This window comes from Ruegeria sp. AB6 (genome assembly GCF_056542685.1).
Genome location: NZ_JBQGAD010000001.1, coordinates 24,160 through 47,865, shown reverse-complemented (window position 1 = coordinate 47,865; position 23,706 = coordinate 24,160). Strand labels below are relative to the sequence as shown.

Below are 23,706 nucleotides of genomic sequence, written 5' to 3'. Positions count from 1 at the left end.
TTGAACCCTGCGACTCGTTTTACGAAGTCTGTGAGTTTTTACACTATCGCGCTCTGAACTATTGAAACCCAGAGGCAAGGCCTGGTGTTTGTGGTCAGGAAGTATGCATGACCGCTCGGCTTCGTATCCAGTTATGGCAGATTTTGGTAGGCCCGGCAGGACTTGAACCCGCAACCAAAGCGTTATGAGCGCTCTGCTCTAACCAATTGAGCTACAGGCCCGCCTGAGCGCTTTGAGTATCACGGTGAACGCCCGCGTCAAGCCTGACCGTTGCAACATCTTCCACAATCGACTAACCCGCGCGGGAACCATTCATGAGGGGTTGGCCATGACAGCGGGCAAGAACGGAATCACCTATGCGGACGCGGGTGTTGATATTGATGCAGGCAACGCTCTAGTTGACCGGATCAAGCCTGCGGCCAAGCGGACCAACCGTTCCGGTGTGATGAGCGGGTTGGGCGGATTTGGTGCTCTGTTCGATCTCAAGGATGCGGGCTACACCGACCCGATTCTAGTCGGCGCGACCGATGGCGTGGGCACCAAGCTGCGCATCGCCATTGATACCGGCGTGGTTGACGGTGTGGGCATTGATCTGGTGGCCATGTGCGTCAACGACCTGATTTGTCAGGGCGCTGAACCGCTGTTTTTCCTCGACTATTTCGCCACTGGCAAGCTGGACACCGACACGGCCGCTCGGATCATCGAAGGCATTGCTGAAGGTTGCGTGCAGTCTGGCTGCGCCCTGATCGGTGGTGAGACGGCAGAAATGCCCGGCATGTACCCTGATGGCGATTTCGATCTGGCCGGATTCTCGGTCGGCGCGATGGAGCGTGGCGCGCATCTGCCCGCAGGTGTGCAGCAGGGGGATGTGCTGCTGGGGCTGGCCTCGAACGGGGTGCATTCCAACGGCTACTCTTTGGTGCGCAAACTGGTCGAGATTTCTGGGCTGGGATGGGACGCCGAGTCGCCGTTTAGCGACGGTACGCTGGGCGAGGCACTGCTGACGCCCACGCGTCTTTATGTCAAACAGGCGCTGCAAGCGATCCGGGCAGGGGGCGTTCACGCGCTGGCCCATATTACCGGTGGAGGCCTGACCGAAAACCTGCCGCGTGTCCTGCCCGAGGGGTTAGGCGCGCAGATCGACTTGAACGCTTGGGATTTGCCGCCCGTCTTCCGTTGGATGGCCGAGACCGGCGGGATTGCCGAAGCCGAGATGCTCAAAACCTTTAACTGTGGCATTGGCATGATCGTCGTCTGTGCCGAAGACCGCGCCGATGATCTGGCTGCTCTGCTGGTCGAAGCCGGCGAAACTGTCTCGCGTATTGGCACTGTCACTGACGCGCCCGGCGTGGCTTACTCTGGCAAACTGCTGTGAGTCACAAGCGCGTCGCCATCCTGATCTCGGGCGGGGGGTCCAACATGGTGTCGCTGGTTGATTCCATGGCCGGAGATCATCCCGCGCGACCCTGCCTGGTTCTGGCCAACGATCCGGAAGCGGGCGGTTTGAAAAAGGCCGCCGAGCGGGGCATTCCAACTGCGGCAATAGATCATCGCCCGTTCAAAGGTGACCGCGCTGCGTTCGAGGCGGATCTGCTGAAACCGCTCGAAGCCGTACAACCCGATATTATCTGTTTGGCGGGATTCATGCGTGTTCTGACCGGTGATTTCGTATCGCGGTTTCAGGGCCGGATGCTGAACATCCACCCTTCACTGTTGCCGAAATACAAGGGTCTAAACACTCATGCCCGCGCGATCGAGGCAGGCGATGCCGAACACGGATGCTCGGTGCATGAGGTGACGGCGGCACTGGATGACGGCCCGATCCTGGGTCAGGCCCGTGTGCAGATTGACGCTAACGATACGCCCGAAGCTTTGGCCGCGCGTGTGCTGGTTTGCGAACACAAGCTCTATCCCGCTGTGCTTCGACGTTATGCGAGCGGTGATCGGACACCCGTGTTGCTGCCGTGATCTATGCAGGGTGATTTACACGCCCGTGTTATTCGGCCTATGGTCTGCACAAGCGCTCGGATCGGTATGAAAGCGACGGGCAGTCACCAAGAAGAACAAGAGCAAGAACACGACCGCGCATGAAGACCCTGACAACGACGCAAGAGCTGGCCGATTTCTGCGAGGCCGCCGCAAGCCATGACTATGTGACAATAGACACCGAATTCCTGCGCGAGCGCACGTACTATTCGAAACTCTGTCTGGTTCAACTTGCCGTCCCATCCTCGGGTGAAGACAGCGCGGTGCTGGTCGACCCTCTGGCCGATGGTCTGTCGTTGGAACCACTATATGACCTGTTCAGAAACGAGGATGTGGTCAAGGTCTTTCACGCCGCCCGTCAGGATCTTGAGATTTTCTGGGTCGAAGCAAGTGTCTTTCCGACGCCGTTGTTTGACACACAGGTTGCCGCGATGGTCTGCGGGTTCGGTGAGCAGGTCGGGTATGAAACCTTGGTGCGCAAGATCTGTAAGCAGGGGCTGGACAAAACCTCGCGCTTTACCGACTGGTCGCGTCGTCCGCTGTCTGATGCGCAAAAGACCTATGCTTTGGCTGATGTGACTCACCTGCGGCAAATCTACGAATATCTCGCCAAAGAGCTTAAAAAGACCCAGCGCAGCCATTGGGTGGCCGAGGAACTGCGCAATCTAACCCATTCGGATACCTATGACATTCGACCGGAAGACGCGTGGAAGCGGGTCAAGACCCGCACGAACTCGGCCAAGTTTCTGGCAGTCGTCCGGGAACTGGCGCATTTCCGCGAGGCCTATGCGCAGCAAAACAATGTCCCGCGCAGCCGGGTGTTCAAGGATGACGCGCTGATCGAGCTGGCCTCGACCAAGCCCAAGTCGCCTTCTGATCTGGGCGGATCGCGCCTGCTGCTGCGCGAAGCGCGCAAGGGCGCGATTGCCGAAGGTATTCTGGCGGCTGTCAAAAAGGGTGTGAACTGCCCCCCCGAACAGATGCCGCGCGTGGATAACAGCCGCGACAAACTAAAGGTTAATCCAGCCCTCGCCGATCTGCTGCGCGTGTTGCTAAAATCCAAGACTGAAAGCTCGGGCGTGGCGGCCAAGCTGATCGCAACCAGCTCAGAACTGGATCAGATAGCCTCGGGCGAGCGGGATTTGCCAGCGATGTCGGGTTGGCGTTTCGAAGTGTTCGGCGAAGATGCCCTGAAGCTGTGCGAGGGTGAGATTGCCCTGGCTGCACAAGGCCAGACTGTCAAAGTCGTGGCTTTGTAAGAGGCTTATCGACGCCGCGATTCCAGCGCGTTTTGCTGACCTATGACCCGCACCAGCCGGATATTAGCCAGATCATCCTGTGTCACGTTGGTGGCGTCCGTCACTTTGCGCGAACGATCTGTCCCCTGATTGGTCGCATAGCTTGGGTAGCTGACGCGGAACGTGTACTCCAAAACGCCGTTCTTCGCGTTTTCTTCGCTCTCAACAGGGACAAGCTGGGCTCCAAACGCGCCTTGCCGCGCGGCCGTGCCGGATACGAAGATGATCGCGCCGCCGGGTGTGGGATCAATGCGCAACTGGTCAATGCGCGCGATGGGTACACTGTTGTCCTCGGGTTCCGGGCGTCCAAACAGCCTTACGCGCTCGCGCTGTTGGGGCACCAGCGCATTTGGGTCGTAGGCCGCTGTTTCGGTCGGTGCAGGCGTCGATGTGCTGGACCCAAACCAGTTGCTTGGATTCGCGCGCGAGTCGCGCCACCCGCTGCAAGCCGACAAGGTAAGTGTAGCGACCAGAAGAACAGACAGTGTTTTTTGCATGGATCCAAAGCTCTGAGCGGTATTTCCCGCACTGGCCTAACGCAAATTCCTTGCTTTGAAAACCCAAACCGGGTCTGGACAGGCCGGGGTCGGCGGCATAGGTCACGAATGTGAATGCAATGAAAGGACCGTCGCACTATGGCAACGCCTGCCTTTGAAGAAATCGTCGAGGATTTCGAGTTTCTGGAGGACTGGGAAGACCGGTACCGCCATGTGATTGAGCAGGGCAAGGCAATGGAGCCGCTGGAAGATGCCCTGAAAGTGCCTGCCACAAAGGTGCATGGCTGCGCCAGCCAAGTCTGGCTGCACCCAGTGATCGAAGGTGGCGTTTTTCACTTCGATGGGGATAGCGATGCACTGATCGTGCGGGGCCTGATTGCGGTGTTGCGGTCTTTGTACAACGGTCTGCCCGTCGCTGATGTGCCCAAAGTAGACGCAGGCGGAGAGCTGGCGCGACTGGGCTTGAACGATCACCTGTCAGCACAACGTTCCAACGGTTTGCGTGCTATGATCGAGCGCATCCGCGAGGTGGCGCAGGAAAACGCCTGACAGGCCTCAGCCGCGCTTGGCCCAATCCGCCAATGTCGTCTCCAGATCTCCATAGCCGGTAAAGCGCCGCTCGAACGTCAGCCCCATGCGGTCGGCGCAGTCCTTGGCGCGCGCGGTCAGGGCTGGGTCGTCGGTCTGGGCCTGATAGACCAGCTTGGTGTAATTGCCGAAATACATATCCCGCAGCTCGGGGTGGCGATCCAGACCCAGCGGTTTCCAGACAAAGGCATCGAATTGCCGGGCCAGGAAATCGGTCAGGTAAAAGGCGGTCGTTTCATCCTCGCCCCGTGCATCAAAGATATCATTGCCTTCGAAAAAAGAATAGCAATGCGGGCCTTTGATCATTTCGACGCCTAACTCGGCGCAGGCTTTCTGCAGCAGACCACCGGTGCCGCAATCGGCATAGACCACATAGACCGCGTCATATTGATCGCGGTGCTTGGCCACCGCTTCTTGCACGGCCTGTGTGATCCGTTCGGGGTGGACGTGCAGGATGGCGGGCAGGCAGGTCAGGGCCATGTGATCCCAGCCGTTGCGCTTCTTGAGGTCCAGAATCTCGCGGGCCAGTGCGCCGCAAGCCAGCAACAGGATGCGCCCCTGTTCCGGGTGGCTTTGATAGCCTTCCGTGGTCAGGCTGCTGTCATCGGGAACCCGTTCCTGTGTCATGTCACCCCCCATGGGCCTTGGGTGTTGAATAAAAAAAGCCGCCCGGTTGCCGGACGGCCTTGAATTCGGAGTGTAGGTCCGATCAACCCGCCAGCTGGTTATGCTTGCGCGAGACGAAGTCCTTTGCCATTTCCACGGCGACGGCTGCGTCACGGCAATAGCCGTCGGCGCCGATCGCTTTGCCGAACTCTTCGTTCAGGGGCGCGCCGCCGACCAGAACGATGTATTCTTCGCGCAGGCCTTGCTCGACCATCGTGTCGATCACAACCTTCATGTAGGGCATGGTCGTGGTCAGCAGGGCCGACATGCCCAGAATATCGGGCTTTTCGGTTTCCAGTGCTTCCAGATAGTTCTCGACCGGGTTGTTGATGCCGATATCGACCACCTCGAAGCCGGCGCCTTCCATCATCATGGACACCAGGTTCTTGCCGATGTCGTGGATGTCGCCCTTCACGGTTCCGATCACCATTTTGCCGACGCGGGGTGCGCCGGTTTCGGCCAGCAGCGGCTTCAGGATGGCCATGCCGCCCTTCATCGCATTTGCGGCCAGCAGAACTTCGGGAACAAACAGGATGCCGTCGCGGAAGTCGTGGCCCACGATGGTCATACCGCCAACCAGCGCCTTGGTCAGGATGTCGTAAGGGGTCCATCCGCGCTCCAGCAGGATGTTCACACCTTCTTCAATCTCTTCTTTCAGACCGTCGTACAGGTCGTCGAACATCTGTTCGACAAGTTCGTCGTCGTTCAGTTCGGACAGGACGATGTCTTCTTCATCGGACATGGGGCGTTTCCCTAGGGCTGTGCGGGCATAGCGCCCGTTGGTGGCATTTTTTCCGTTTTGGCCAAAACGTCGCATCCAGACTGTGACGATTGCGACCTTGGCGGTTCCGAGACCGACCTATACGGCAAAATCTCAATCAACTCGACGTCATTTCCCGCAAGATCATCCTGAATTGGTTTCAGGTTTCAGTCAAATCGTGGGCGGTGCAAAGGTTTGAAAACTCTTGCGGGATGGTAACCAGGCCTTGCGATTCCGGCGGTTCGAGCCTAATTTGAGAATGAGAACAAAAGGGAAACAAAATATGTCGCGACCGCATGTCCGAGCCCGCGGTGTCGCAACCAACGCAGCAGGCCGGTTCGAACAATTCGAGACCGAGACCTGCACGGATGGGTGGGAGCTTGAGGAAGATCTGCCGCCTCTGCGCACCGAAGTGCGAACAGAAGTCGCGCGCAGTCTGATCACCTATAACCTGTCGCCCGATCTGCCGTTTGATCGCTCGATCAACCCGTATCGGGGGTGTGAGCACGGCTGCGTCTACTGCTTTGCCCGCCCGTCTCATGCCTATCTCGGGCTGTCTCCGGGGTTGGATTTTGAAACCCGCCTGATCGCGCGGCCTAATGCGGCTGCTGTCTTGCGTAAAGAGCTTTCATCGCCGCGTTACAAGGTGGCAACCATTGCGCTGGGGACAAATACGGACCCGTATCAACCGATTGAGCGGGATTTGAGGATCACGCGGGAATGTCTGTCCGTATTGCGGGACTTCCGGCATCCTATTGGGATCGTTACCAAAGGCGCCCTGATCGAACGCGATCTGGATATCCTGGCAGAGATGGCGCAGGACGGATTGGTGCGGGTTGGAATTTCGCTGACCACTCTGGACGCCGATCTGTCCCGCCGGATGGAGCCACGCGCGCCGTCACCGAACCGCCGTCTGGTGGCCATTCGCCGGTTGACTGGGGCAGGGGTGCCAGTGCGGGTCATGACCTCACCCCTGGTTCCGGGCCTGACCGACCATGAATTGGAGGCGCTGCTGGAGGCTGGCCGGGACGCAGGTGCGGATGCGGCAAGCTGGATCATGCTGCGTCTTCCGCGGGAGGTGTCCACCTTGTGGCAAGAGTGGTTGCACGACCACGAACCCGCACGCGCGGAAAAGGTCATGTCCAAACTGCGTGAAATGCATGGCGGTCGAGACTACGACCCGCGCTGGGGCCATCGGATGCGCGGTGAGGGCGAGTATGCCGCGCTGATAGCAAAGCGGTTTGCTTTGGCTGTCAAACGGCTTGGGCTTGCGACGCGCATGCCGCCTCTGCGAAGCGATCTGTTTGCCAGACCAGCGCAACCGGGGGATCAGCTCGCTCTGTTTTGAACCCAAAAGGTCGTGGTTTTTCTGCGGCTAAACATTGGCTTTTAGGCGTCTGTTTTTACGGGAGTATTAAGTTTTGGCCATGCGATGAAACACATCTGGATATCTCGTGGCTGCCCCTATATCTCCCGAAGCTGAGGTTACTATTGAGGAGGAAAAGATGGGTACCCCCAAGGAAATCGAAGCAGCCGCGAAGAAGATGCAGGCCGCAACGGCGGTCTATCATAAATCACAACAAGAATTGGATAAGGCCAACAAAGACCTGTCGAAATACAATGACATCATCAAGGGCGGCAATGTCTCGGCGATGGGCCCGGCGACGATAGAGCTGTCCAAAGTTGCGGCCAAAATCGGCACGCTACACAAAAAGGTCGGTGATGCGAAAAAGAAAATGGACGACGCGATCAAAGCGCTGAGAAAGGTCATGCCGAAATAGGCGGAAACGTCCCGATTTCGCCCACTGAGCGGGTGCTGTCAAAATAAAAAACCCCGCCAGGTAGCGGGGTTTTACTTTGTCGATAGGGTATATCAGCGGTTTTCGATATCGACGTAGTCGCGGGTGGTCTCGCCCAGATACAGCTGACGCGGACGACCGATCTTGTTTTGCGGATCGGCGATCATCTCTTTCCACTGGCTGACCCAGCCCACGGTGCGCGACAGGGCAAAGATCGGCGTGAACATCGAGGTCGGGAAGCCCATCGCCTCGAGGATGATGCCCGAATAGAAGTCCACGTTCGGGAACAGCTTTTTCTCGGCAAAATACGGATCTTCCAGAGCCTGCTTTTCTAACGCCTTGGCAACCTGCAGCTTCGGGTTGTCTTCGATACCCAGCAGATCCAGCACTTCGTCGGCGGACTGTTTCATCACCTTGGCGCGCGGGTCAAAGTTCTTGTACACGCGGTGGCCAAAACCCATCAGACGGAACGGATCGTTCTTGTCCTTGGCGCGGGCGATGTATTCGGGAATGTTTTCGACCGAGCCGATCTCTTCCAGCATCTCAAGACATGCCTGGTTCGCGCCACCATGGGCAGGGCCCCACAGACAGGCGATGCCAGCCGCAATACAGGCAAACGGGTTGGCACCCGAGCTTGAGGCCAGACGCACGGTCGAGGTCGAGGCGTTCTGCTCGTGATCGGCGTGGAGAGTAAAGATGCGGTCCATCGCGCGGCTGAGGATCGGGTTGACCTCATATTCTTCGGCCGGGACGCTGAAGCACATGCGCAGGAAGTTCGACGCATAGTCCAGATCGTTGCGCGGATACACGAAGGGCTGGCCGGTGTGGTACTTGTAAGCCCAGGCCGCGATGGTCGGCATCTTGGCGATCAGGCGATGCGAGGCAACCTCGCGCTGATGCGGGTCCGAGATATCGGTTGAATCGTGATAGAAGGCCGACATTGCGCCGACGACACCAACCATGATCGCCATCGGGTGCGCATCGCGACGGAATCCACGGTAGAAATACTGCATCTGCTCGTGCAGCATGGTGTGACGCGTGATGGTGGATTCGAATTTTTCCAGAACGGGCGCTGTCGGCAGCTCTCCGTAAAGCAGCAGGTAGCAGACCTCGAGGAAGTGGGATTTGCCTGCCAGCTGGTCAATCGGATAGCCACGGTGCAGCAGTTCACCTTTTTCGCCATCAATATAAGTGATTGTGCTGTCACAGCTGGCGGTCGAGGTGAAGCCGGGGTCATAGGTGAACACACCCGCAGTGCCGTACAGCTTGCGGATATCGATTACATCAGGCCCGGCAGTCGGCGAATGAATCGGCAGCTCATATGTTTCGCCATGCACGGTAAGAGTGGCTGATTTGTTGCTGTCGGTCATATTTTCCCTTCCTCAATCTTGCGCAAAATGGAACGCTGTCCGATCCTGCGGGCAACGGATGCGCGCACGCGCGCAGTCCGGGTGTTAGCGGAGCAGCGTTACCCAAATGTGAAGATCGGGTTTAGTTCGCTGCATCAGATAGCCGCGCCAGAGTTTCCTCCTGGCCCAGCACAAGCATCATGTCAAAAACCGAAGGAGTTACAGCCCGACCCGCCAAGACGGCGCGCAACGGCCCCGCCAGCTTGCCGAACTTGAGGCCCTTGGCTTCCGCAAAGGAATTCAAGGCCTCCTCCAGTTCGCTCCGCGACCAGCTAACATTTTGCAACTGCGGCGTCAATTCATTCAGTATACCATCGGATACTGATGCCAGCGCCTTGGCCGCTTTCTCATCTGGTTGGATGGGGCGGGAAGTCAGGGCAAAATGGGCCTTTTCAAGCAGTTCCGGGAAGGTGCGGGCCCGATCCTTGAGGCAATACATCGCACGTTCCAGATCACTCGATTGTGTATCGGTTAGCGCTGGCAATTGGGCCGCATCAAGGTAAGCTTCGATTTCCTGCCGCAGTGCAGCATCGTCCGAGATAGCGATATGTTGCCCGCACAGATTTTCTAGCTTTTTCAGATCGAACCGGGCCGGGCTTTTGCCGATCCCGTCCAGATCGAACCATTCCTTCGCCTGTGCGTCGGTGAAAAACTCGTCATCGCCGTGACTCCAGCCCAGACGCGCCAGATAGTTGCGCATGCCGGCCGCAGGATAGCCCATGGCCTGATACTCCTGAGCGCCCAACGCGCCGTGGCGTTTCGACAGTTTCTTGCCGTCGGGCCCATGGATAAGCGGGATATGGGCCCAGACCGGAACGTCCCAGCCCATGGCCTGATAGATCATCATCTGACGCGCTGCGTTGTTCAGGTGGTCGTCGCCCCGGATCACGTGGGTCACACCCATATCGTGATCGTCCACCACCACGGCCAGCATATAAACCGGTGTCCTGTCCGAGCGCAGCAGGATCATGTCATCCAACTGATCATTGCGGATGGTCACGTCCCCCTGAACCTGATCGCGGATCACGGTCGCGCCGTCCTGCGGGGCCTTGATGCGGACCACAAAAGGTGCGTCTGGATGGGTCGCGGCGTCGGCGTCGCGCCAGGGGCTGCGGTACAGGGTCGATTTGCCCTCGGCCTTCGCTTGTTCGCGGAAGGCGGCGATTTCATCTTGGGTGGCAAAGCATTTATACGCCTTGCCCTCGGCCAGCAGCTGGTTGGCCACTTCGGCATGACGCGCCGCGCCCTCGAACTGGCTGATTACATCGCCATCATGGTCCAGACCCAGCCACGCCATACCTTGCAGGATGGCTGCCGTCGCCTCGGGGGTCGAGCGCTCGCGGTCGGTGTCCTCGATCCGCAGCAGGAACTTGCCACCGCGGCCACGGGCATAAAGCCAATTAAACAGCGCGGTGCGCGCGCCGCCGATATGTAGAAAACCGGTGGGCGAGGGGGCGAAACGGGTGACGACCTGATCGGACATTGTGTGGATTAACCTTTTGGTAACCGTGTCGGGCATAGTTTGGCGCCTGTCTAACGAGGCTGAGGGACGGGGGCAACCATGCGTGTTCTGGCCCGGGTCGAAGCCGCATTGCTGAACCAGACCGGGTACCTGTTTCCATGGTCTCCTGTGTGTCTGGCGATGGGGATCGGTCTGTATTTCTCGCTCCGGTTCGAACCGGCTTGGCAAGTCTACGTCTGTCTCGGCGCGGTCGTTCTTGCGGCTTGGGGGTTAGCCCGCAAGGTACGGTCCGGCTGGGCCTCGTTGGCAATCGGGGGGGCGCTGATCGCGGTCGGGTTCATACTGGCCGGTATCCGCGCCCATACGGTAGCAGAGCCGGTTTTGTCGTGGCGATACTATGGCCCGGTCGAGGGGCGGGTCGTCGCCATTGACCGCTCTGCGTCGGATGCGCTGCGGGTGACATTGGATCGGGTGCGGATAGGGGATGTGCCCAAGGATCGTCGGCCGCAGCGTGTCCGGCTCTCGCTACATGGCCCAGTGGCGCAGATCGAACCGGGGCAGCGCATCATGACCACAGGGCATCTGTCGCCACCGCAAGGTCCGGTGGAGCCCGGTGGTTTCGACTTTCGCCGCCATGCATGGTTTCAAAGCCTCGGCGCGGTGGGATATACACGCGTACCGGTCCTGACGATTGCCGCAGCAAATCCCGAAGGGGTGCAGATCACAGCGTGGCGTATGGCGATATCCGGGCATGTCCGATCCATCCTGCCTGGTGAGGTTGGAGGTTTCGCCGCAGCCGTCACCACCGGAGATCGCAGCGGTATGGGTCAGAGCACGTTGGAGTCCCTGCGTGCATCCAACCTGGCGCATCTTCTGGCCATTTCGGGCCTGCATATGGGGCTGTTGACGGGCTTTGTGTATCTTGCGCTCCGTATCGGCCTGTCAGCAGTGCCCGTCTTGGCGCTCAGATGGCCTGTGCGCAAACTGGCCGCGATCGGGGCGCTGATCGCGGCGACGGTCTATCTGATGCTGTCAGGCGGTAGCGTTGCGACCGAGCGTGCCTTTGTCATGGCCAGCGTCATGCTAGGGGCGGTACTCATCGACCGCCGGGCCATTTCGTTGCGCGCGGTGGCCGTTGCCGCGCTGATCGTATTGATTCTGCAGCCGGAATCGCTGTTGAGCCCCGGTTTTCAGATGTCCTTTGCTGCCACCACCGCTTTGGTGGCCGTCTTCGGCCAATTGCGCGATGTCGGCCCGCTACCCGGACCTAAATGGTTGAAACCAGTAGCTGGGCTGTTCCTGTCCTCTGCCATTGCCGGGCTGGCGACGGCGCCGATCGGTGCTGCGCATTTCAACACGATGTCGCACTATGGGCTGGTGGCAAACATGCTGTCCGTGCCGGTTATGGGCATGGTTGTGGTGCCAGCCGCGGTGGTTGCGGCCTTGCTGGCCCCCTTCGGGCTGGACTCACTGGCGCTGGGGGTGATGGGGCTGGGGCTGGAGTGGATATTGCTGGTGTCCGAACGGGTCTCGGGGTTGGAGGGCGCCGTTGGACATGTCGCAAGCCCGCCCGGTTACGTGCTGCCTCTCTGTGCATGTGGAGCGTTGTGGATTGCCCTTTGGCAAGGGCGTTCAAGATGGCTGGGGGTCAGCGCCGTGGCGGCTGCCTTTTTGCTGTGGGGGCAAGGCCAACGCCCCGAGGTTCTGATTGCTGATTCAGGCGGGCTGGTGGGCGTCATGACCGATCAAGGCCGCGCGCTGAGCAAGGAAAAAGGCAGCGGATTTATTGCGACGGTCTGGCTGGAAAACGATGGGGACGGGGTGGCGCAGCCCAATGCCGCGGCGCGTTGGCCTGAACCGAGTGCGATCCAGCGGTATTCATGGCGCGGGAAAGAGCTGATTCACCTGACGGGAAAACGAGCAGCCTCGGGTTTTGGGGACTGCACGTCGAACCAGATCGTGATTGCTGCCGTAGAGGTTGATCTGAAGGGGGACTGTGATCTCTATGATCCTGCGCGGCTGTTACAAACCGGCAGTCTTGCCCTGTCTGGAAGTAAGGTCATGACCAGCCGAAAGATTGTCGGAGACCGGCTGTGGTCTCCGAAAACACGCGGCGACAAACGGGCTCAGTAGCTTCGGATCAGGCCGACCAACCGGCCTTGTACCTTGACCTTGTCCTCGGGCAGCACTCGGGTTTCGTAGGCGGGGTTCGCGGCCTCAAGCGCAATCGCATGCCCACGCCGGAAAAACCGCTTTAGCGTGGCTTCCTGATCTTCGACCAGCGCCACGACGATATCGCCATTATCCGCGACCGAGGTTTCTCGGATCACCACGACGTCCCCGTCATTGATTCCGGCGTCGATCATGGAATCACCCCGCACCTCAAGCGCGTAATGCTCACCCTTGCCAGAGACCATTGTGCCCGGCACTGCAACACGGTGCGAGACATGGCTGATCGCCTCAATCGGGACACCGGCGGCGATGCGACCCATGACGGGCAATTCCATTGCGTCAACGGTCACGGGGTCAAAATTGGCTGGGCGCGGGCCATCGGGCCTGTCGCCTTCGATCACACGCGGCTTGAATGCGGCCGTAGGCTCACCCCCAAGGCTTTCGGGCAGTTTCACAATCTCAATCGCACGGGCGCGGTGGGCGAGGCGACGAATAAAGCCGCGTTCCTCGAGCGCGGTGATCAATCTGTGAATGCCGGACTTGGACCGCAGGTCCAGCGCTGCCTTCATCTCGTCAAAACTGGGGGGAACACCATCCGCTTGAACGCGTTTGTGGATGAATTCCAACAAATCCAACTGCTTCTTGGTCAGCATTGCTCACACCTCGTCGGTCATGCGTTTTCTTTTGTTCTACGCATGTTCACGTTTTGTGTCAACGGTTTTGACGGATCAGATCGGCAGGTACTGAACCTCGTCCCCGGCCGAGCGCGCAGGGTCATGGGGCTGGCGCACTAACAGAGCGTTGGCTTGCGCTAAAACGCTGAGCAGGGAACTGTCCTGATCATCGCAGGCGCGGATTCCGTCATGGTCCAAAACGGCGCGCATGTAGTGTTCACGCGGCCCGTTCTGGCTGATATCAGCTGCCAATTTTGCAGTGCGGAAGGGTTGAAGAACCTCTTCAATTCCCAACATCCGGCGGATCATCGGAACAAGGAAGAGATAGCCGCAAACCATTGCACTCACAGGATTCCCCGGCAGCCCAATCATCGCGCTTTGCCCTAGTCGCCCGGCCATTAGAGGCTTGCCGGGACGCATCCGGATTTTGTAGAAGGCGCGCTCCATCCCCAAATTGCTTGAGACATCAGAGACCAAGTCGTAATCACCGACCGATGCGCCACCGATCGTCACGACCAGATCGGCCCCTTCAGCCAAACCAAACGCGATTTCCAGAGACGATTGCGTGTCGCGCGCTATCGGCAGGACTCGCACATGTGCTCCGGTCTTCTCCAGCAACGCCTTGAGGCCGAAAGTGTTGGACGCGATGATCTGGTCAGGGCCGGGTGTCTCTCCGGGCATGACCAATTCGTCTCCGGTCGAGATCAGCGCGACAACCGGCTTTCGGGTAACGGGTACTTCCGCAATGTTCATTGCGGCCATCAGCGCAACATCTTCGGGTCGTAACTGTCTGGGCGCGCGTATTTTTGTGCCGCTTTTGAAGTCGACCCCGGCAGGGCGAATGTTCGTCTTCTCCCCTGGCTCGTCGGCAATGGTCAACAGATCGCCGCGCCGGTTGGTGTCCTCTTGGATCACGACGAAATCGGCCCCGTCAGGAACGGGCGCGCCGGTAAAGATGCGCACGGCTTGTCCCGGACCCACTTTGCTTTGAAACCGCCGCCCGGCTGCTGCTTCGCCGACGACCTTGAACATGGCGTGCAGTTCGACCTCTGCGGCTTTGACCGCGTAACCATCCATCGACGAGGCCGCAAAGGGTGGTTGATCCCTTGTGGCAACGACGTCAGCGGCCAGGTACCGGCCTGCAGAGTCGGCCAAGGAAACGGTTTCGGACGGCAGGGGCGAAACCAGCTTGAACATCAGCGCGCGGGCGTTTTCGACTGAGATCATAACGCCTCGTATCGCCCTGATTTACCGCCATCTTTCAGCAATACGCGAATGCCACCGATCTCCATCGCCTTGTCCACGGCCTTGGTCATGTCATAGACGGTCAAGGCAGCGGTCGAGGCGGCGGTCAACGCTTCCATCTCGACGCCCGTCTGGCCCGAGGTCTTGACGGTCGCCTCAATCTGCACTCCGGGTAATTCTGGATCCAAAGTCAGTTCAACCGCGACCTTGGTGACAGGCAGCGGGTGACATAGTGGGATAAGGTCCGGCGTTTTCTTGGCGCCCATGATTCCGGCCAGTCGGGCCACGCCCAGAACATCGCCCTTCTTTGCCCGGCCTTCTGATATCAAATCAAAGGTTTCCTGCGCCATTTTAATGTGTCCGGCAGCAACGGCGACCCGATCTGTGACCGCCTTTTCAGACACGTCAACCATATGCGCCTGACCCTGTGCATCGAAATGAGTTAGGGGCATCACATCACTCCGGGGATGAGCGGATTGGCCAGCAGGTGGCGCGTAGCCGAGGCGACGTCGCCTTGCCGCATCAGGCTTTCGCCTATCAGGAAACTGCGCGCACCATAGCGGGCCATATCTGCAAGGTCGTCGGGGGTGCTTAGACCGCTTTCGCAGACAATAGTGCGATCGCCGGGCACCAGTTTTGACAGGCGACGGGTGGTATCAAGAGTTGTCTCGAACGTCTTGAGATTGCGGTTGTTTATCCCGATCAGAGGGCTTTTGAGGCCTGTCGCACGCTCAAGCTCTTTCTCGTCATGCACCTCGATCAGAACGTCCATGCCCCAGTCGAAAGCGGTCTGCTCCAACTCTGCGGCCTGAGCGTCCTCGACCGAGGCCATGATGATAAGGATACAATCTGCCCCCAGCGCACGCGCTTCGACCACCTGATAGGGGTCATACATGAAATCCTTGCGCAGTGCAGGCAGCGAACAGGCGGCACGCGCAGCGGTTAGGAACGGTTTGTCGCCCTGAAAGCTGGGTGTGTCGGTCAATACGGACAGACAAGTGGCCCCGCCCTCCGCATAGGCTTTGGCCAAGGCGGGTGGGTCAAAATCGGGGCGGATCAGGCCCTTGGATGGGCTGGCTTTCTTGATCTCGGCGATCAGGCCATATCCTGTGCGAGCAGCGGTTTGAATGGCTGCTGCAAACCCGCGTGTCTCACCGGCTTCTCGCGCTTCTTCTTCGAGCGTTTCCAGCGATTTATACGTCTTGTCTGATGCAACTTCCTCAAGCTTGTAGGCTTTGATCTTGTCCAGTACCGTCCCGGTCATGCGGCCTCCTGAGTAATACGGGCCACAATGGCTATTTTGTCTTTTGCGTTTCCGCTGTCGATGCTCTCGGCTGCCTTGGCAACCCCGTCCTTGAGGTCCGAGGCCGCATCCGCAACCACCAGCGCGGCTGCGGCATTCAGCAAAACCGCATCCCGATAGGCCGAGGGCTGGCCGTCCAGCAATGCCCGGAACGCAACCGCGTTTTCTTCGGGCGTGCCGCCTAGGATCTCCTCGAAAGGGTGAACCGGCAGGCCAGCGTCCTCGGGGTGCAATTCGACCTCTTTGACGCGTCCATCCTCTAGCGCGGCAACCCAGCTTACGCCTGTGATGGTCAACTCATCCGTTCCGTCGGACCCGTGCACCAACCACGCACGGTCGGCGCCCAGCAGACCCAAAGTCTCAGCCATCGGGCGGATCAGATCGCGGCTAAACGCGCCGGTCAGTTGCCGTTTGACGCCTGCGGGGTTGGTCAGCGGGCCAAGAATATTGAAGATCGTGCGAGTACCAAGCTCTTGCCGTGTGGGCATGACATGGGCAATCGCAGGGTGGTGCATCGGGGCCATCATGAATCCGATCCCGGCCTCTTGCAGCGCCTTTTCAACAGTTTCCGGGCCGACCATAACGTTAATGCCCAACTGTCCCAGCGCATCAGCGGCCCCGGATTTCGAGCTGAGGTTGCGGTTTCCGTGCTTAGCTACTGTCACCCCGGCGCCAGCAACCACAAAAGCTGTTGCGGTCGAGATATTCAGTGTGCCTTTACCATCCCCGCCTGTTCCCACGATGTCCATCGCGCCCACGGGCGCTTGGACGGCATTGCACTTGGCGCGCATGACTGCGGCGGCGGCGGCGTATTCCTCGACTGTTTCGCCTCGGGTGCGCATGGCCATCAGCAGCCCACCGATCTGGCTGGGCGTGGCGGCACCGTCAAACAGAATGCCAAAGGCCTGTTCAGCCTCGGCGCGGGTCAGGGGCCGGTCGGCGGCGGCCCCGATCAGCGGTTTCAGAGCGTCGCTCATGCGGGAACTTTCATCTCGGACAGGAAATTCTTGAGCAGGGCGTGGCCGTGCTCGGATGCGATGGATTCTGGGTGGAACTGAACGCCATGAATAGGCAATTCTTTATGTTGCAGACCCATGATGGTACCGTCCTCCAATTCTGCCGTGATTTCAAGGCAGTCGGGCAGGGTGTTACGGTCCACAACCAGCGAGTGATAGCGCGTCGCCTCAAACGGCGATGGCAGCCCTGCGAACAGACCTTTGCTTGTATGGTGCATGGTGCCCATCTTGCCGTGGACGATCTCGTGACAGCGGATGACGTCGCCACCAAAAGCCTGACCGATGGTCTGATGTCCAAGGCACACACCCATCAGCGGTGTCTGCGTTTCTGCCGCGGCCTTGGTCAGAGCCAGGCAGATGCCGGCCTGATCAGGATCACAGGGGCCAGGGCTGAGCAAGATGCCTGTCGGGTTCATGGCCATCGCTTCTTGCACATCCAAAGCGTCGTTGCGCCGGATCACCATTTCGGCCCCAAGTTCGCCTAAATAGTGGACGAGGTTGTAGGTAAACGAGTCGTAGTTGTCGATCAGCAGCAGCATGTGAACACTTGTCTTAGATTAGGCATTTCGGACTGGCGATGCAGCCCCGAGCCGCGATATAATGTCGGGACATACATGCTCAGGCTTGCGGGGCAGCGTCAAGAGGACATCCGACCTGACGCGCCTGCAAGGTGAGTGTCGCAGAAGACGGCACATTGACAGTCGACGCAGGAATTGGACGAGAGGCAATTATTATGGGCGGATTTGTGGGTGGAATGATCGCAGGTGCGGTCGTTGTATTGCTGCTGGGCGCGGCGTTGTCGCTGAATACCCCCCTGACGCGAAAACCGGAGGTGGTTGAAAAAGCCCCTGAACCGGCCGAAATCGAAGCCCCGCAAGTGACCGAGGCCGAGGTAGGTACGATCGCCGATGCCGATGTTTTGACGCTGCCTGCCCCTGATCCGGCTCCGGCGGATGCGCCCGACACTGTGGCGGGGCTGTCCGAAGTTGAAAACGCGCCGAACACTGTCCCCGAAGTGAATGAGACCGCCGTTCAGGTGGACAGCGCCGAGCAGGTTGAAACCAACGACGTGGCCATTGCAACTGAAGCTCCTGTTGCCCCACAGGCTCCGACCTCTCCTCAAGTTCCTGAAGCACTGGCCGAGGCTCCGCTGGCCGAAGACGTGCCTGCTGTGATTGAGGAGGCTCCGACACCTCCGGCCCCCGTCGAAGAGGTGGTTGTGGAAGAGGTTGCGCCAGCGGAAGACACTCCTGCTTCCGAGCCGCTGCCCGAGGTGGCCGCCGTTGAGCCGGAACCGGAAACGCAAGACCCCGTTGCGGTTGAGCCGAAGGATGAAGAACCGACCCGTACCCTGCCGCGTATTGCCGCTGTGCCCCAGATCGGGGCCGATCAGGCCACCGAGGGTACTCAGGGCGTCGGCCGGCGCGTTGTTCCCCTGACCGAGCGAGACGGCGGTGAACCCGTTGTTGAAACCGCCGACGCGGCCCCAGTTTCTGACAAGCCGATCGAGGCTTATGCCGCCGAATTCGACCAACCCGGCTCGGTGCCACTGATGTCGATCATTCTGATCGACGACGAAGGCGCGTATGGGGCCGAAGCGTTGCAGGACTTCCCTTATCCGATCAGCTTTGCCATCAGCCCGTCCGACCCCGAAGCTGCGGAAAAGATGGCCCGTTACCGCGCGGCAGGATTTGAGGTTCTGGCGATGGCGGACCTGCCCAAAGAAGCCAGCGCGCAGGATGCCGAGGTCTCGCTGTCTGTATGGCTGGATATGCTACCTGAAACGGTTGGCATCCTTGAAGGGGTCGATACGGGGATTCAGGGCAACCGCAAGCTGGCTGATCAAGTTGCGGCTATCGCAGGCGGCACTGGTCGCGGGTTGATCACTCAAGACAATGGGTTGAACACGGTTCAGAAACTGGCCGCGCGGAATGGCATTCCGTCCAGCGTAATCTTCCGTGATATCGACGGTGCGCGGCAGGAACCGAAAGTGATGCGTCGCTTTCTGGATCAGGCGGCCTTCCGCGCCGGGCAAGAAGGTTCGGTCGTGATGTTGGGTCGTTTGCGCCCCGACACGATCTCGGCATTGTTGGTTTGGGGATTGGAGGATCGTGGCGGCCGCGTGACGATGGCACCGATCTCGGCCGTGATGAAGCGACAGGTTCAATAGGCGCGGTAACTGCGCCTATTTTCAGCTATTGCCCGAACCGGTGAAGCGCGCCGCATCCTCAGCAGCGCGGCGGATGGCGTTGGATTTATGGACTGTTTCCATGAACTCGGCCTCAGGGTCGCTGTCATAGACCACACCGCCCCCGGCTTGGATGTAAAGCTTTTGATCCTTCACGATGGCTGTGCGCAGAGCGATACACATATCCATGTCGCCCCCCGCGCTGAAATAGCCGACACCGCCGCCATAGATACCGCGCTTTTCGGGTTCCAGCTCATCAATGATTTCCATCGCCCGCACTTTCGGTGCGCCTGAGACGGTCCCGGCGGGCATACCGGCAAAGAAGGCGTCCAGCGCGTCTTTGTCGTCGGCCAGCTCTCCGACCACGTTCGAGACGATGTGCATCACGTGGCTGTAGCGTTCGATGATGAACTCTTCGGTCGGGCGGACAGTGCCAATCTTGGACACGCGCCCCGTATCGTTGCGGCCCAGATCCAGCAGCATCAGATGCTCGGCCAGTTCTTTCTTGTCGGCCAGCAGGTCAACCTCATTCGCCTTGTCCTCTTCAGGCGTCGCACCCCTAGGGCGGGTGCCTGCAATGGGACGGATCGTGACCTCATTGCCGAAGACGCGCACCAGAATTTCTGGGCTGGCGCCGACGACCTGAAATCCGCCGAAGTTGAAATAAAACATGAAGGGCGACGGGTTGGTCCGACGCAACGAACGGTAGAGCGCAAAGGGCGGCTGGGGGAAATCCTGCGTCCAGCGCTGCGCCGGGACGACCTGAAAGATATCGCCCGCGCGGATGTATTCCTTGGCTTTTTCAACAGCTTCCATGTAGCCGGACTTGGTGAAGTTCGACTGCGGAGTCGCGACTTCCGATGCATCGCCAAGATCGCGCGATTCAGCAGGCATGGCGCGTTCCAGATCCCGCACGGCGTCCATGACACGCTCGGCGGCCTGTGCATAGGCCGCTTTGGCCGATTGCCCTTCGCTGACCCAGGCGGGCGAAACAACCGTAACCTCACCCTTGACGCCGTCCAGCACAGCTACGACGGACGGGCGCAGCATCACCGCATCAGGCAGCCCAAGCGGATCAGGGTTCACATTGGGCAGGTATTCCACCAGCCGCACCATGTCATAGCCCAGATATCCAAACAGCCCGGCAGCGGCCTGCGGCAGATCATCGGGCAGGTCGATCCGGCTTTCGGCCAGCAATGCCCGCAGGTTGTCCATGGGATTGCCGGTTTGCGGATCGAAAGCTTCGGGGTCGAAGCGGGCGGAACGGTTCAGTTCAGACGCTTCCCCCCGGCAACGCCAGATCAGATCGGGCTTCATTCCGATGATCGAGTACCGGCCGCGCACCTCGCCTCCTGTCACTGATTCCAGCATGAACGCGTCTTTCTGCGCGCCCGTCAGCTTGAGCATCAGCGACACCGGCGTATCCAGATCAGCGGCCAATCGGGTGTAAACGACCTGGTTCTCGCCTGCCTCATAGGCGCGGGCGAAGCTGTCGTATTCAGGTGTCAGGGCCATAGGGGTCTCTTAGTAGCTCGCTTGGACAGCGTTCAGGGCCTGTTGATCCACGACGGGACGGGCGCGAACCTGTGCGTCACGGACAAAGGCGTCGAAAATATTCTGAGCCAGAGCTTGGTTCAACTGCGCCGCAAGGGCTTCGCGTGCCTGACGCAACTCGTCTGTCTCATCAGGCGGCAAAAGCTCTTCGAGCCGCACAACAAAGGCAGTACCAGTGCCAGGGATCACGCGCAGCTCATCCAGTTCCATGTCAAACACGTCCGACATGAAGGTTGCGGGAACGTCATCCAGAAAAGCGGTCCGGGTCAGGGCGTTTTCCACGCGGAAGGGCAGGCCGGTTTCAGTGAAATCGCCATTGCTCTCAAGCTGTGCAAGAACGGTTTTGGCCTGCTCTTCCAGCGCCTTGTCCGTCTCTGCCTGCACCCATGCGGCAATCACGCGCTCCCGGGCGCTGTCCAGGGGTTCCGGGCGGCGGGGCAGAACTTCGTCCAGTCGCAGGGCAAAGATTGAGCCGTCCTCAAGGAACGCAACTTCGGGGAAATCGCCTTCGTTCACGTCCTGTGCGGCAACGCGGAACCCGTCATAAGCGGCCACGCCATCTTCGCTTTGCCGAGTCCAGTCGATCTGGCCCAGTTCCATCTCAGTCTCGCCCACCAGCTCTTCCAAGGTGGCACCACCCGCCAGCAGGTCGTTGATGTCTTCGGCTTGCGCCTCGATCTGGCGGCGGGCACGGTCAGCGGCCAGTTCTTCACGCAAAATTGGAGCGGCGTCTTCGAACGCAATGATGTTTTCCGCCAGCGTGCCGTTGATGCGGAACAGTGCCGGGCCCAGAGGCGACGGAAGGGGGCCAACAACATCGTCCAGTTCGGCGGCAAATACGCCGTCGGCCGCGTCGCCAAGATCGTCCCGGGTCACGTCACCCAGATCGACATCGCTGAGTTCAAGATCGCGGTCGCGCACCAGTGTTTCGAACGTTGTGCCGCCGACAGCGATTTGCGCCATGGCGGTCTCGGCAGCGGCCTCGTCCGAAAATGGCAGACGTTCGACCAAACGTCGCGCGGGCTGTTGGAATTCCTCCGAGCGCTGATCATAGAGGCGGCGCACCGCGTCCTCATCCACCTCAACGCTGTCCAGCAGCATGTCGGGTGACAGTATTGCATAGGTCAGCCGCTTGGTGCGGGGCAGGGTGAAAAGGTCGGCATTGTCGTCGTAAAAAGTTTGAACCTGCGCATCGGTGGGCTGTCCGATTGGCTCAGACAGGGCGTCCGGGCTGACGGTCGCAACAGTAAAGCTGCGTCGCGCGCCGACGAAATTGGTCATCACATCTGTCAGGGTCTGGGGCATCTCGACGCCGCCCATGATCGCGCCCTGCACGATGGTGCGTGCAGATTCCTTGCGCAGATCGGATTCGAATTCGCTGTCGGTCAGGCCAACCTGATCAAGCTGAAACTCATACGAGTCGCGGTCGAAACTTCCATCCACCCCCTGAAAGGCCGGGATGGCCAGAATTTCCTTCTGCAGGTTCTCATCCCCGATCGAAAGGCCCAGCAGACCGACCTCATTATCCAGCGCGGCAAGCGCGGTCAGGCGCGAGAGGGCAAGCTGGTCCAGCCCGAACTCATGCGCCTGCGAGATTTGCATCGGTTGCCCGGTCTGACTTTCGACGGCGCGGATTTCGCGTTGAAGCTCACGCACATAATCGTTGATCGAGATATCTTCGTTGCCTACCTGCGCGACACTGCGCGCGGTTCCGGTCAGGCTTGTGGCCCCGAACCCGGCAAGGCCCAGCATCAAAAGACCCATCAGGATCCAGACAAAGGTCTTTGAAAGGTTTTTCATGCCTGCGGCCATGGTGCCCTCATTTGTGGTTTTGTGGCAGATTGCTGCCCTGTCGGTTGCGGCCTTGAATACGACGCGGACCGGCGGGGGGCAAGCTCAGAAGGTAGCGTCGGTCAGCCGATCGAACAATTGGCGCAAGCCTTTGCGGTCTAGATTGGCAAAGGCGATGCGGACCTGCCGCTTGCCGGCTGGATCGTCCTGCGGCATGAACATGGTGCCGGGCAAAAGCAGGATGCCGGTTTCGGCCACCATGCGTTTGGCCAACTCGTCCGAGGGCAAGTCGAACGGGTGTTCGAAATAGGCGAAATAAGCGCCTAGCCCCAGAAGTTTCCACCCCTTTTCCGCAAGATCGGGCAACATGTCCTGAATGGCGGCGCGTCTGTCGAGAATCTCATCCCGTTCTCCGGCGACCCATTGCGACAGGTTCTGCATTCCCCAAAGGGCCGCGAATTGACCCATCTGACCGGGGCAGATGGCGACGGTGTCGAGGAATTTTTCGATCTCGGCCAGAAGGTTTGGGCTGGTCGCGATTGCGCCGACCCTGTGGCCGGTCAGACGGTAGGATTTCGAAAAGGAATAGAGATGCACCAGCGTCTCGTCCCAACCGGGTTGTTGGAACAAGTCGTGGGGCGGGCCGCTGCGGCTGTCGAAATCACGGTAGGTTTCATCGACCAGCAGGCGAATTCCGGCCTCTTGCGCCAGATCGTAAAAGGCGCGGACCAGTTCCGCCGGGTATTCGACGCCACCCGGATTGTTCGGCGTCACCAGAGCAATCGCACGTGTTTTATTAGTAATCAGCGCGCGCGCAGCCTCGGGGTCGGGGAGCAAATCGTCCCCGGTTTGCAACGCGATGCTGCGTACCCCTGCCATGTCTAGCCACATTTTATGGTTGAAGTACCATGGGGTTGGCAGAATGACCTCATCCCCCTCATCGGTGACGGCCGAGATAGTGGCGGCGAAAGCCTGATTGCAACCCGAAGTGATGGCGACCTGAACTTGCGAAAGGTCCGCGCCGTAATGGGTGCCGATTTGTTGGGCAAGTTCGGCCCGGAGTTCAGGGTTTCCCAGCACGGGGCCGTAGAGATGCGCGCTGTCTTCACTGACGGCAAACTCGGCCATGGCCTGACGCAAGGCAAGCGGCGGCGGATCGACCGGAGCTGCTTGGCTGACATTGATCAGAGGGCGGTCTTGGGTGAAGTCCACGCCTTCAAGCCAGCGGCGCGCCTCCATCACCGGAGGGGGGAAGGTGGCGCGGGTACGAGTTTGGGACATGGCGGATCATTTTTTGC

At 59.6% G+C, this 23,706-nt stretch carries 22 protein-coding genes and 1 tRNA gene; 8 read left to right on the top strand and 15 right to left on the bottom strand.

Going from position 1 to position 23,706, the window contains the following annotated elements; all coding sequences use genetic code 11:
* Window positions 1-144: 144 nt before the first annotated feature.
* Window positions 145-221, bottom strand: a tRNA-Ile gene (locus tag ACR0DB_RS00240).
* Between the two features lie 107 nt (window positions 222-328).
* Here ACR0DB_RS00240 and purM point away from each other — a divergent pair.
* The 3 genes from purM to rnd all read left to right on the top strand — a co-directional run bounded on the left by purM (window position 329) and on the right by rnd (window position 3,245).
* Window positions 329-1,375 (top strand): phosphoribosylformylglycinamidine cyclo-ligase, encoded by a 1,047-nt coding sequence (gene purM, locus ACR0DB_RS00235; protein WP_170782471.1) that lies wholly within the window; start codon window positions 329-331, stop codon window positions 1,373-1,375.
* On the top strand, window positions 1,372-1,968 hold the full coding sequence (gene purN / locus ACR0DB_RS00230) for a phosphoribosylglycinamide formyltransferase (RefSeq protein WP_480548092.1): 597 nt from the start codon (window positions 1,372-1,374) through the stop codon (window positions 1,966-1,968). The genes purM and purN overlap by 4 nt, the downstream gene beginning before the upstream one ends.
* 119 nt (window positions 1,969-2,087) lie before the next feature.
* Window positions 2,088-3,245, top strand: a complete 1,158-nt coding sequence (rnd, locus tag ACR0DB_RS00225) for a ribonuclease D (protein ID WP_480548090.1) — start codon at window positions 2,088-2,090, stop codon at window positions 3,243-3,245.
* Between the two features lie 5 nt (window positions 3,246-3,250).
* On the opposite strand, the gene ACR0DB_RS00220 is transcribed toward rnd, so the two are convergent.
* Complete coding sequence (locus tag ACR0DB_RS00220; RefSeq protein WP_170774245.1) at window positions 3,251-3,781, bottom strand: hypothetical protein; 531 nt, start codon at window positions 3,779-3,781, stop codon at window positions 3,251-3,253.
* Between the two features lie 138 nt (window positions 3,782-3,919).
* Here ACR0DB_RS00220 and ACR0DB_RS00215 point away from each other — a divergent pair, with 138 nt between their 5' ends.
* Entirely contained in the window at window positions 3,920-4,330 is a 411-nt protein-coding gene (locus ACR0DB_RS00215; RefSeq protein ID WP_170788651.1) for a SufE family protein, read from the top strand.
* 6 nt (window positions 4,331-4,336) lie between these two features.
* Here ACR0DB_RS00215 and ACR0DB_RS00210 read toward each other — a convergent pair whose 3' ends face one another.
* Window positions 4,337-4,996 carry a DUF1638 domain-containing protein gene (locus ACR0DB_RS00210; RefSeq protein WP_480548088.1) on the bottom strand — a complete coding sequence of 220 codons (660 nt, stop codon included), beginning with the start codon at window positions 4,994-4,996 and terminating at the stop codon, window positions 4,337-4,339.
* Between the two features lie 82 nt (window positions 4,997-5,078).
* Complete coding sequence (locus ACR0DB_RS00205) at window positions 5,079-5,777, bottom strand: corrinoid protein (RefSeq protein ID WP_170774239.1); 699 nt, start codon at window positions 5,775-5,777, stop codon at window positions 5,079-5,081.
* A 301-nt stretch (window positions 5,778-6,078) separates the two neighbouring features.
* Here ACR0DB_RS00205 and ACR0DB_RS00200 point away from each other — a divergent pair, with 301 nt between their 5' ends.
* Together ACR0DB_RS00200 and ACR0DB_RS00195 are read left to right on the top strand one after the other, a co-directional pair.
* Window positions 6,079-7,143: a PA0069 family radical SAM protein gene (locus ACR0DB_RS00200; RefSeq protein WP_480548086.1), complete on the top strand. Its 1,065-nt coding sequence runs from the start codon at window positions 6,079-6,081 to the stop codon at window positions 7,141-7,143.
* Between the two features lie 157 nt (window positions 7,144-7,300).
* On the top strand, window positions 7,301-7,576 hold the full coding sequence (locus ACR0DB_RS00195) for a hypothetical protein (protein WP_170782465.1): 276 nt from the start codon (window positions 7,301-7,303) through the stop codon (window positions 7,574-7,576).
* A 92-nt stretch (window positions 7,577-7,668) separates the two neighbouring features.
* Here the strand turns inward: ACR0DB_RS00195 and gltA are convergent, their stop codons facing one another.
* Both gltA and gltX read right to left on the bottom strand, forming a co-directional pair.
* Complete coding sequence (gene gltA / locus ACR0DB_RS00190; protein ID WP_170774233.1) at window positions 7,669-8,964, bottom strand: citrate synthase; 1,296 nt, start codon at window positions 8,962-8,964, stop codon at window positions 7,669-7,671.
* A 121-nt stretch (window positions 8,965-9,085) separates the two neighbouring features.
* The gene (gltX, locus tag ACR0DB_RS00185; protein WP_170782975.1) at window positions 9,086-10,486 is read right to left on the bottom strand and encodes a glutamate--tRNA ligase; all 1,401 of its coding nucleotides are present in this window, start codon (window positions 10,484-10,486) and stop codon (window positions 9,086-9,088) included.
* A 78-nt stretch (window positions 10,487-10,564) separates the two neighbouring features.
* On the opposite strand from gltX, the gene ACR0DB_RS00180 reads away from it, so the two are divergent.
* Window positions 10,565-12,598, top strand: coding sequence for a ComEC/Rec2 family competence protein (locus tag ACR0DB_RS00180; protein WP_480548084.1), 2,034 nt, complete (start codon window positions 10,565-10,567; stop codon window positions 12,596-12,598).
* Here the strand turns inward: ACR0DB_RS00180 and lexA are convergent.
* The 6 genes from lexA to ACR0DB_RS00150 form a co-directional block, all read right to left on the bottom strand.
* Window positions 12,592-13,290, bottom strand: coding sequence for a transcriptional repressor LexA (gene lexA / locus ACR0DB_RS00175; protein ID WP_170782463.1), 699 nt, complete (start codon window positions 13,288-13,290; stop codon window positions 12,592-12,594). The two genes, ACR0DB_RS00180 and lexA, sit on opposite strands and share 7 nt — an antisense overlap.
* 75 nt (window positions 13,291-13,365) lie before the next feature.
* On the bottom strand, window positions 13,366-14,538 hold the full coding sequence (locus ACR0DB_RS00170; RefSeq protein ID WP_480548082.1) for a molybdopterin molybdotransferase MoeA: 1,173 nt from the start codon (window positions 14,536-14,538) through the stop codon (window positions 13,366-13,368).
* On the bottom strand, window positions 14,535-15,008 hold the full coding sequence (moaC, locus tag ACR0DB_RS00165; RefSeq protein ID WP_480548080.1) for a cyclic pyranopterin monophosphate synthase MoaC: 474 nt from the start codon (window positions 15,006-15,008) through the stop codon (window positions 14,535-14,537). Before moaC ends, ACR0DB_RS00170 begins: the two co-directional genes overlap by 4 nt.
* A complete protein-coding gene (gene trpC, locus ACR0DB_RS00160) occupies window positions 15,008-15,820 on the bottom strand; it encodes an indole-3-glycerol phosphate synthase TrpC (protein WP_480548078.1) in 813 nt (270 codons plus the stop codon). The genes moaC and trpC overlap by 1 nt, the downstream gene beginning before the upstream one ends.
* A complete protein-coding gene (trpD, locus tag ACR0DB_RS00155) occupies window positions 15,817-16,836 on the bottom strand; it encodes an anthranilate phosphoribosyltransferase (protein ID WP_480548076.1) in 1,020 nt (339 codons plus the stop codon). The genes trpC and trpD overlap by 4 nt, the downstream gene beginning before the upstream one ends.
* Window positions 16,833-17,414 (bottom strand): anthranilate synthase component II, encoded by a 582-nt coding sequence (locus ACR0DB_RS00150; RefSeq protein WP_480548074.1) that lies wholly within the window; start codon window positions 17,412-17,414, stop codon window positions 16,833-16,835. Before ACR0DB_RS00150 ends, trpD begins: the two co-directional genes overlap by 4 nt.
* A gap of 155 nt (window positions 17,415-17,569) precedes the next feature.
* Between ACR0DB_RS00150 and ACR0DB_RS00145 the strand changes: the two genes are divergently transcribed.
* The gene (locus tag ACR0DB_RS00145; RefSeq protein WP_480548072.1) at window positions 17,570-19,045 is read left to right on the top strand and encodes a divergent polysaccharide deacetylase family protein; all 1,476 of its coding nucleotides are present in this window, start codon (window positions 17,570-17,572) and stop codon (window positions 19,043-19,045) included.
* A gap of 21 nt (window positions 19,046-19,066) precedes the next feature.
* Here ACR0DB_RS00145 and trpE read toward each other — a convergent pair whose 3' ends face one another.
* The 3 genes from trpE to ACR0DB_RS00130 all read right to left on the bottom strand — a co-directional run bounded on the left by trpE (window position 19,067) and on the right by ACR0DB_RS00130 (window position 23,689).
* Entirely contained in the window at window positions 19,067-20,578 is a 1,512-nt protein-coding gene (gene trpE / locus ACR0DB_RS00140) for an anthranilate synthase component I (RefSeq protein WP_170782456.1), read from the bottom strand.
* A gap of 9 nt (window positions 20,579-20,587) precedes the next feature.
* Complete coding sequence (locus tag ACR0DB_RS00135) at window positions 20,588-22,429, bottom strand: peptidyl-prolyl cis-trans isomerase (RefSeq protein WP_480548070.1); 1,842 nt, start codon at window positions 22,427-22,429, stop codon at window positions 20,588-20,590.
* 84 nt (window positions 22,430-22,513) lie between these two features.
* Complete coding sequence (locus tag ACR0DB_RS00130) at window positions 22,514-23,689, bottom strand: aminotransferase (protein ID WP_480548068.1); 1,176 nt, start codon at window positions 23,687-23,689, stop codon at window positions 22,514-22,516.
* Between the last annotated feature and the right edge of the window lie 17 nt (window positions 23,690-23,706).

Bases quoted from the DNA above. Each gene is read 5' to 3' on its own strand.
- purM (WP_170782471.1), top strand. From the start codon at position 329: ATGACAGCGGGCAAGAACGGAATCACCTATGCGGACGCGGGTGTTGAT.
- rnd (WP_480548090.1), top strand. From the start codon at position 2,088: ATGAAGACCCTGACAACGACGCAAGAGCTGGCCGATTTCTGCGAGGCC.
- ACR0DB_RS00220 (WP_170774245.1), bottom strand. From the start codon at position 3,781: ATGCAAAAAACACTGTCTGTTCTTCTGGTCGCTACACTTACCTTGTCG.
- ACR0DB_RS00215 (WP_170788651.1), top strand. From the start codon at position 3,920: ATGGCAACGCCTGCCTTTGAAGAAATCGTCGAGGATTTCGAGTTTCTG.
- ACR0DB_RS00210 (WP_480548088.1), bottom strand. From the start codon at position 4,996: ATGACACAGGAACGGGTTCCCGATGACAGCAGCCTGACCACGGAAGGC.
- ACR0DB_RS00205 (WP_170774239.1), bottom strand. From the start codon at position 5,777: ATGTCCGATGAAGAAGACATCGTCCTGTCCGAACTGAACGACGACGAA.
- ACR0DB_RS00200 (WP_480548086.1), top strand. From the start codon at position 6,079: ATGTCGCGACCGCATGTCCGAGCCCGCGGTGTCGCAACCAACGCAGCA.
- ACR0DB_RS00195 (WP_170782465.1), top strand. From the start codon at position 7,301: ATGGGTACCCCCAAGGAAATCGAAGCAGCCGCGAAGAAGATGCAGGCC.
- gltA (WP_170774233.1), bottom strand. From the start codon at position 8,964: ATGACCGACAGCAACAAATCAGCCACTCTTACCGTGCATGGCGAAACA.
- gltX (WP_170782975.1), bottom strand. From the start codon at position 10,486: ATGTCCGATCAGGTCGTCACCCGTTTCGCCCCCTCGCCCACCGGTTTT.
- ACR0DB_RS00180 (WP_480548084.1), top strand. From the start codon at position 10,565: ATGCGTGTTCTGGCCCGGGTCGAAGCCGCATTGCTGAACCAGACCGGG.
- lexA (WP_170782463.1), bottom strand. From the start codon at position 13,290: ATGCTGACCAAGAAGCAGTTGGATTTGTTGGAATTCATCCACAAACGC.
- ACR0DB_RS00170 (WP_480548082.1), bottom strand. From the start codon at position 14,538: ATGATCTCAGTCGAAAACGCCCGCGCGCTGATGTTCAAGCTGGTTTCG.
- moaC (WP_480548080.1), bottom strand. From the start codon at position 15,008: ATGCCCCTAACTCATTTCGATGCACAGGGTCAGGCGCATATGGTTGAC.
- trpC (WP_480548078.1), bottom strand. From the start codon at position 15,820: ATGACCGGGACGGTACTGGACAAGATCAAAGCCTACAAGCTTGAGGAA.
- trpD (WP_480548076.1), bottom strand. From the start codon at position 16,836: ATGAGCGACGCTCTGAAACCGCTGATCGGGGCCGCCGCCGACCGGCCC.
- ACR0DB_RS00150 (WP_480548074.1), bottom strand. From the start codon at position 17,414: ATGCTGCTGCTGATCGACAACTACGACTCGTTTACCTACAACCTCGTC.
- trpE (WP_170782456.1), bottom strand. From the start codon at position 20,578: ATGGCCCTGACACCTGAATACGACAGCTTCGCCCGCGCCTATGAGGCA.
- ACR0DB_RS00135 (WP_480548070.1), bottom strand. From the start codon at position 22,429: ATGGCCGCAGGCATGAAAAACCTTTCAAAGACCTTTGTCTGGATCCTG.
- ACR0DB_RS00130 (WP_480548068.1), bottom strand. From the start codon at position 23,689: ATGTCCCAAACTCGTACCCGCGCCACCTTCCCCCCTCCGGTGATGGAG.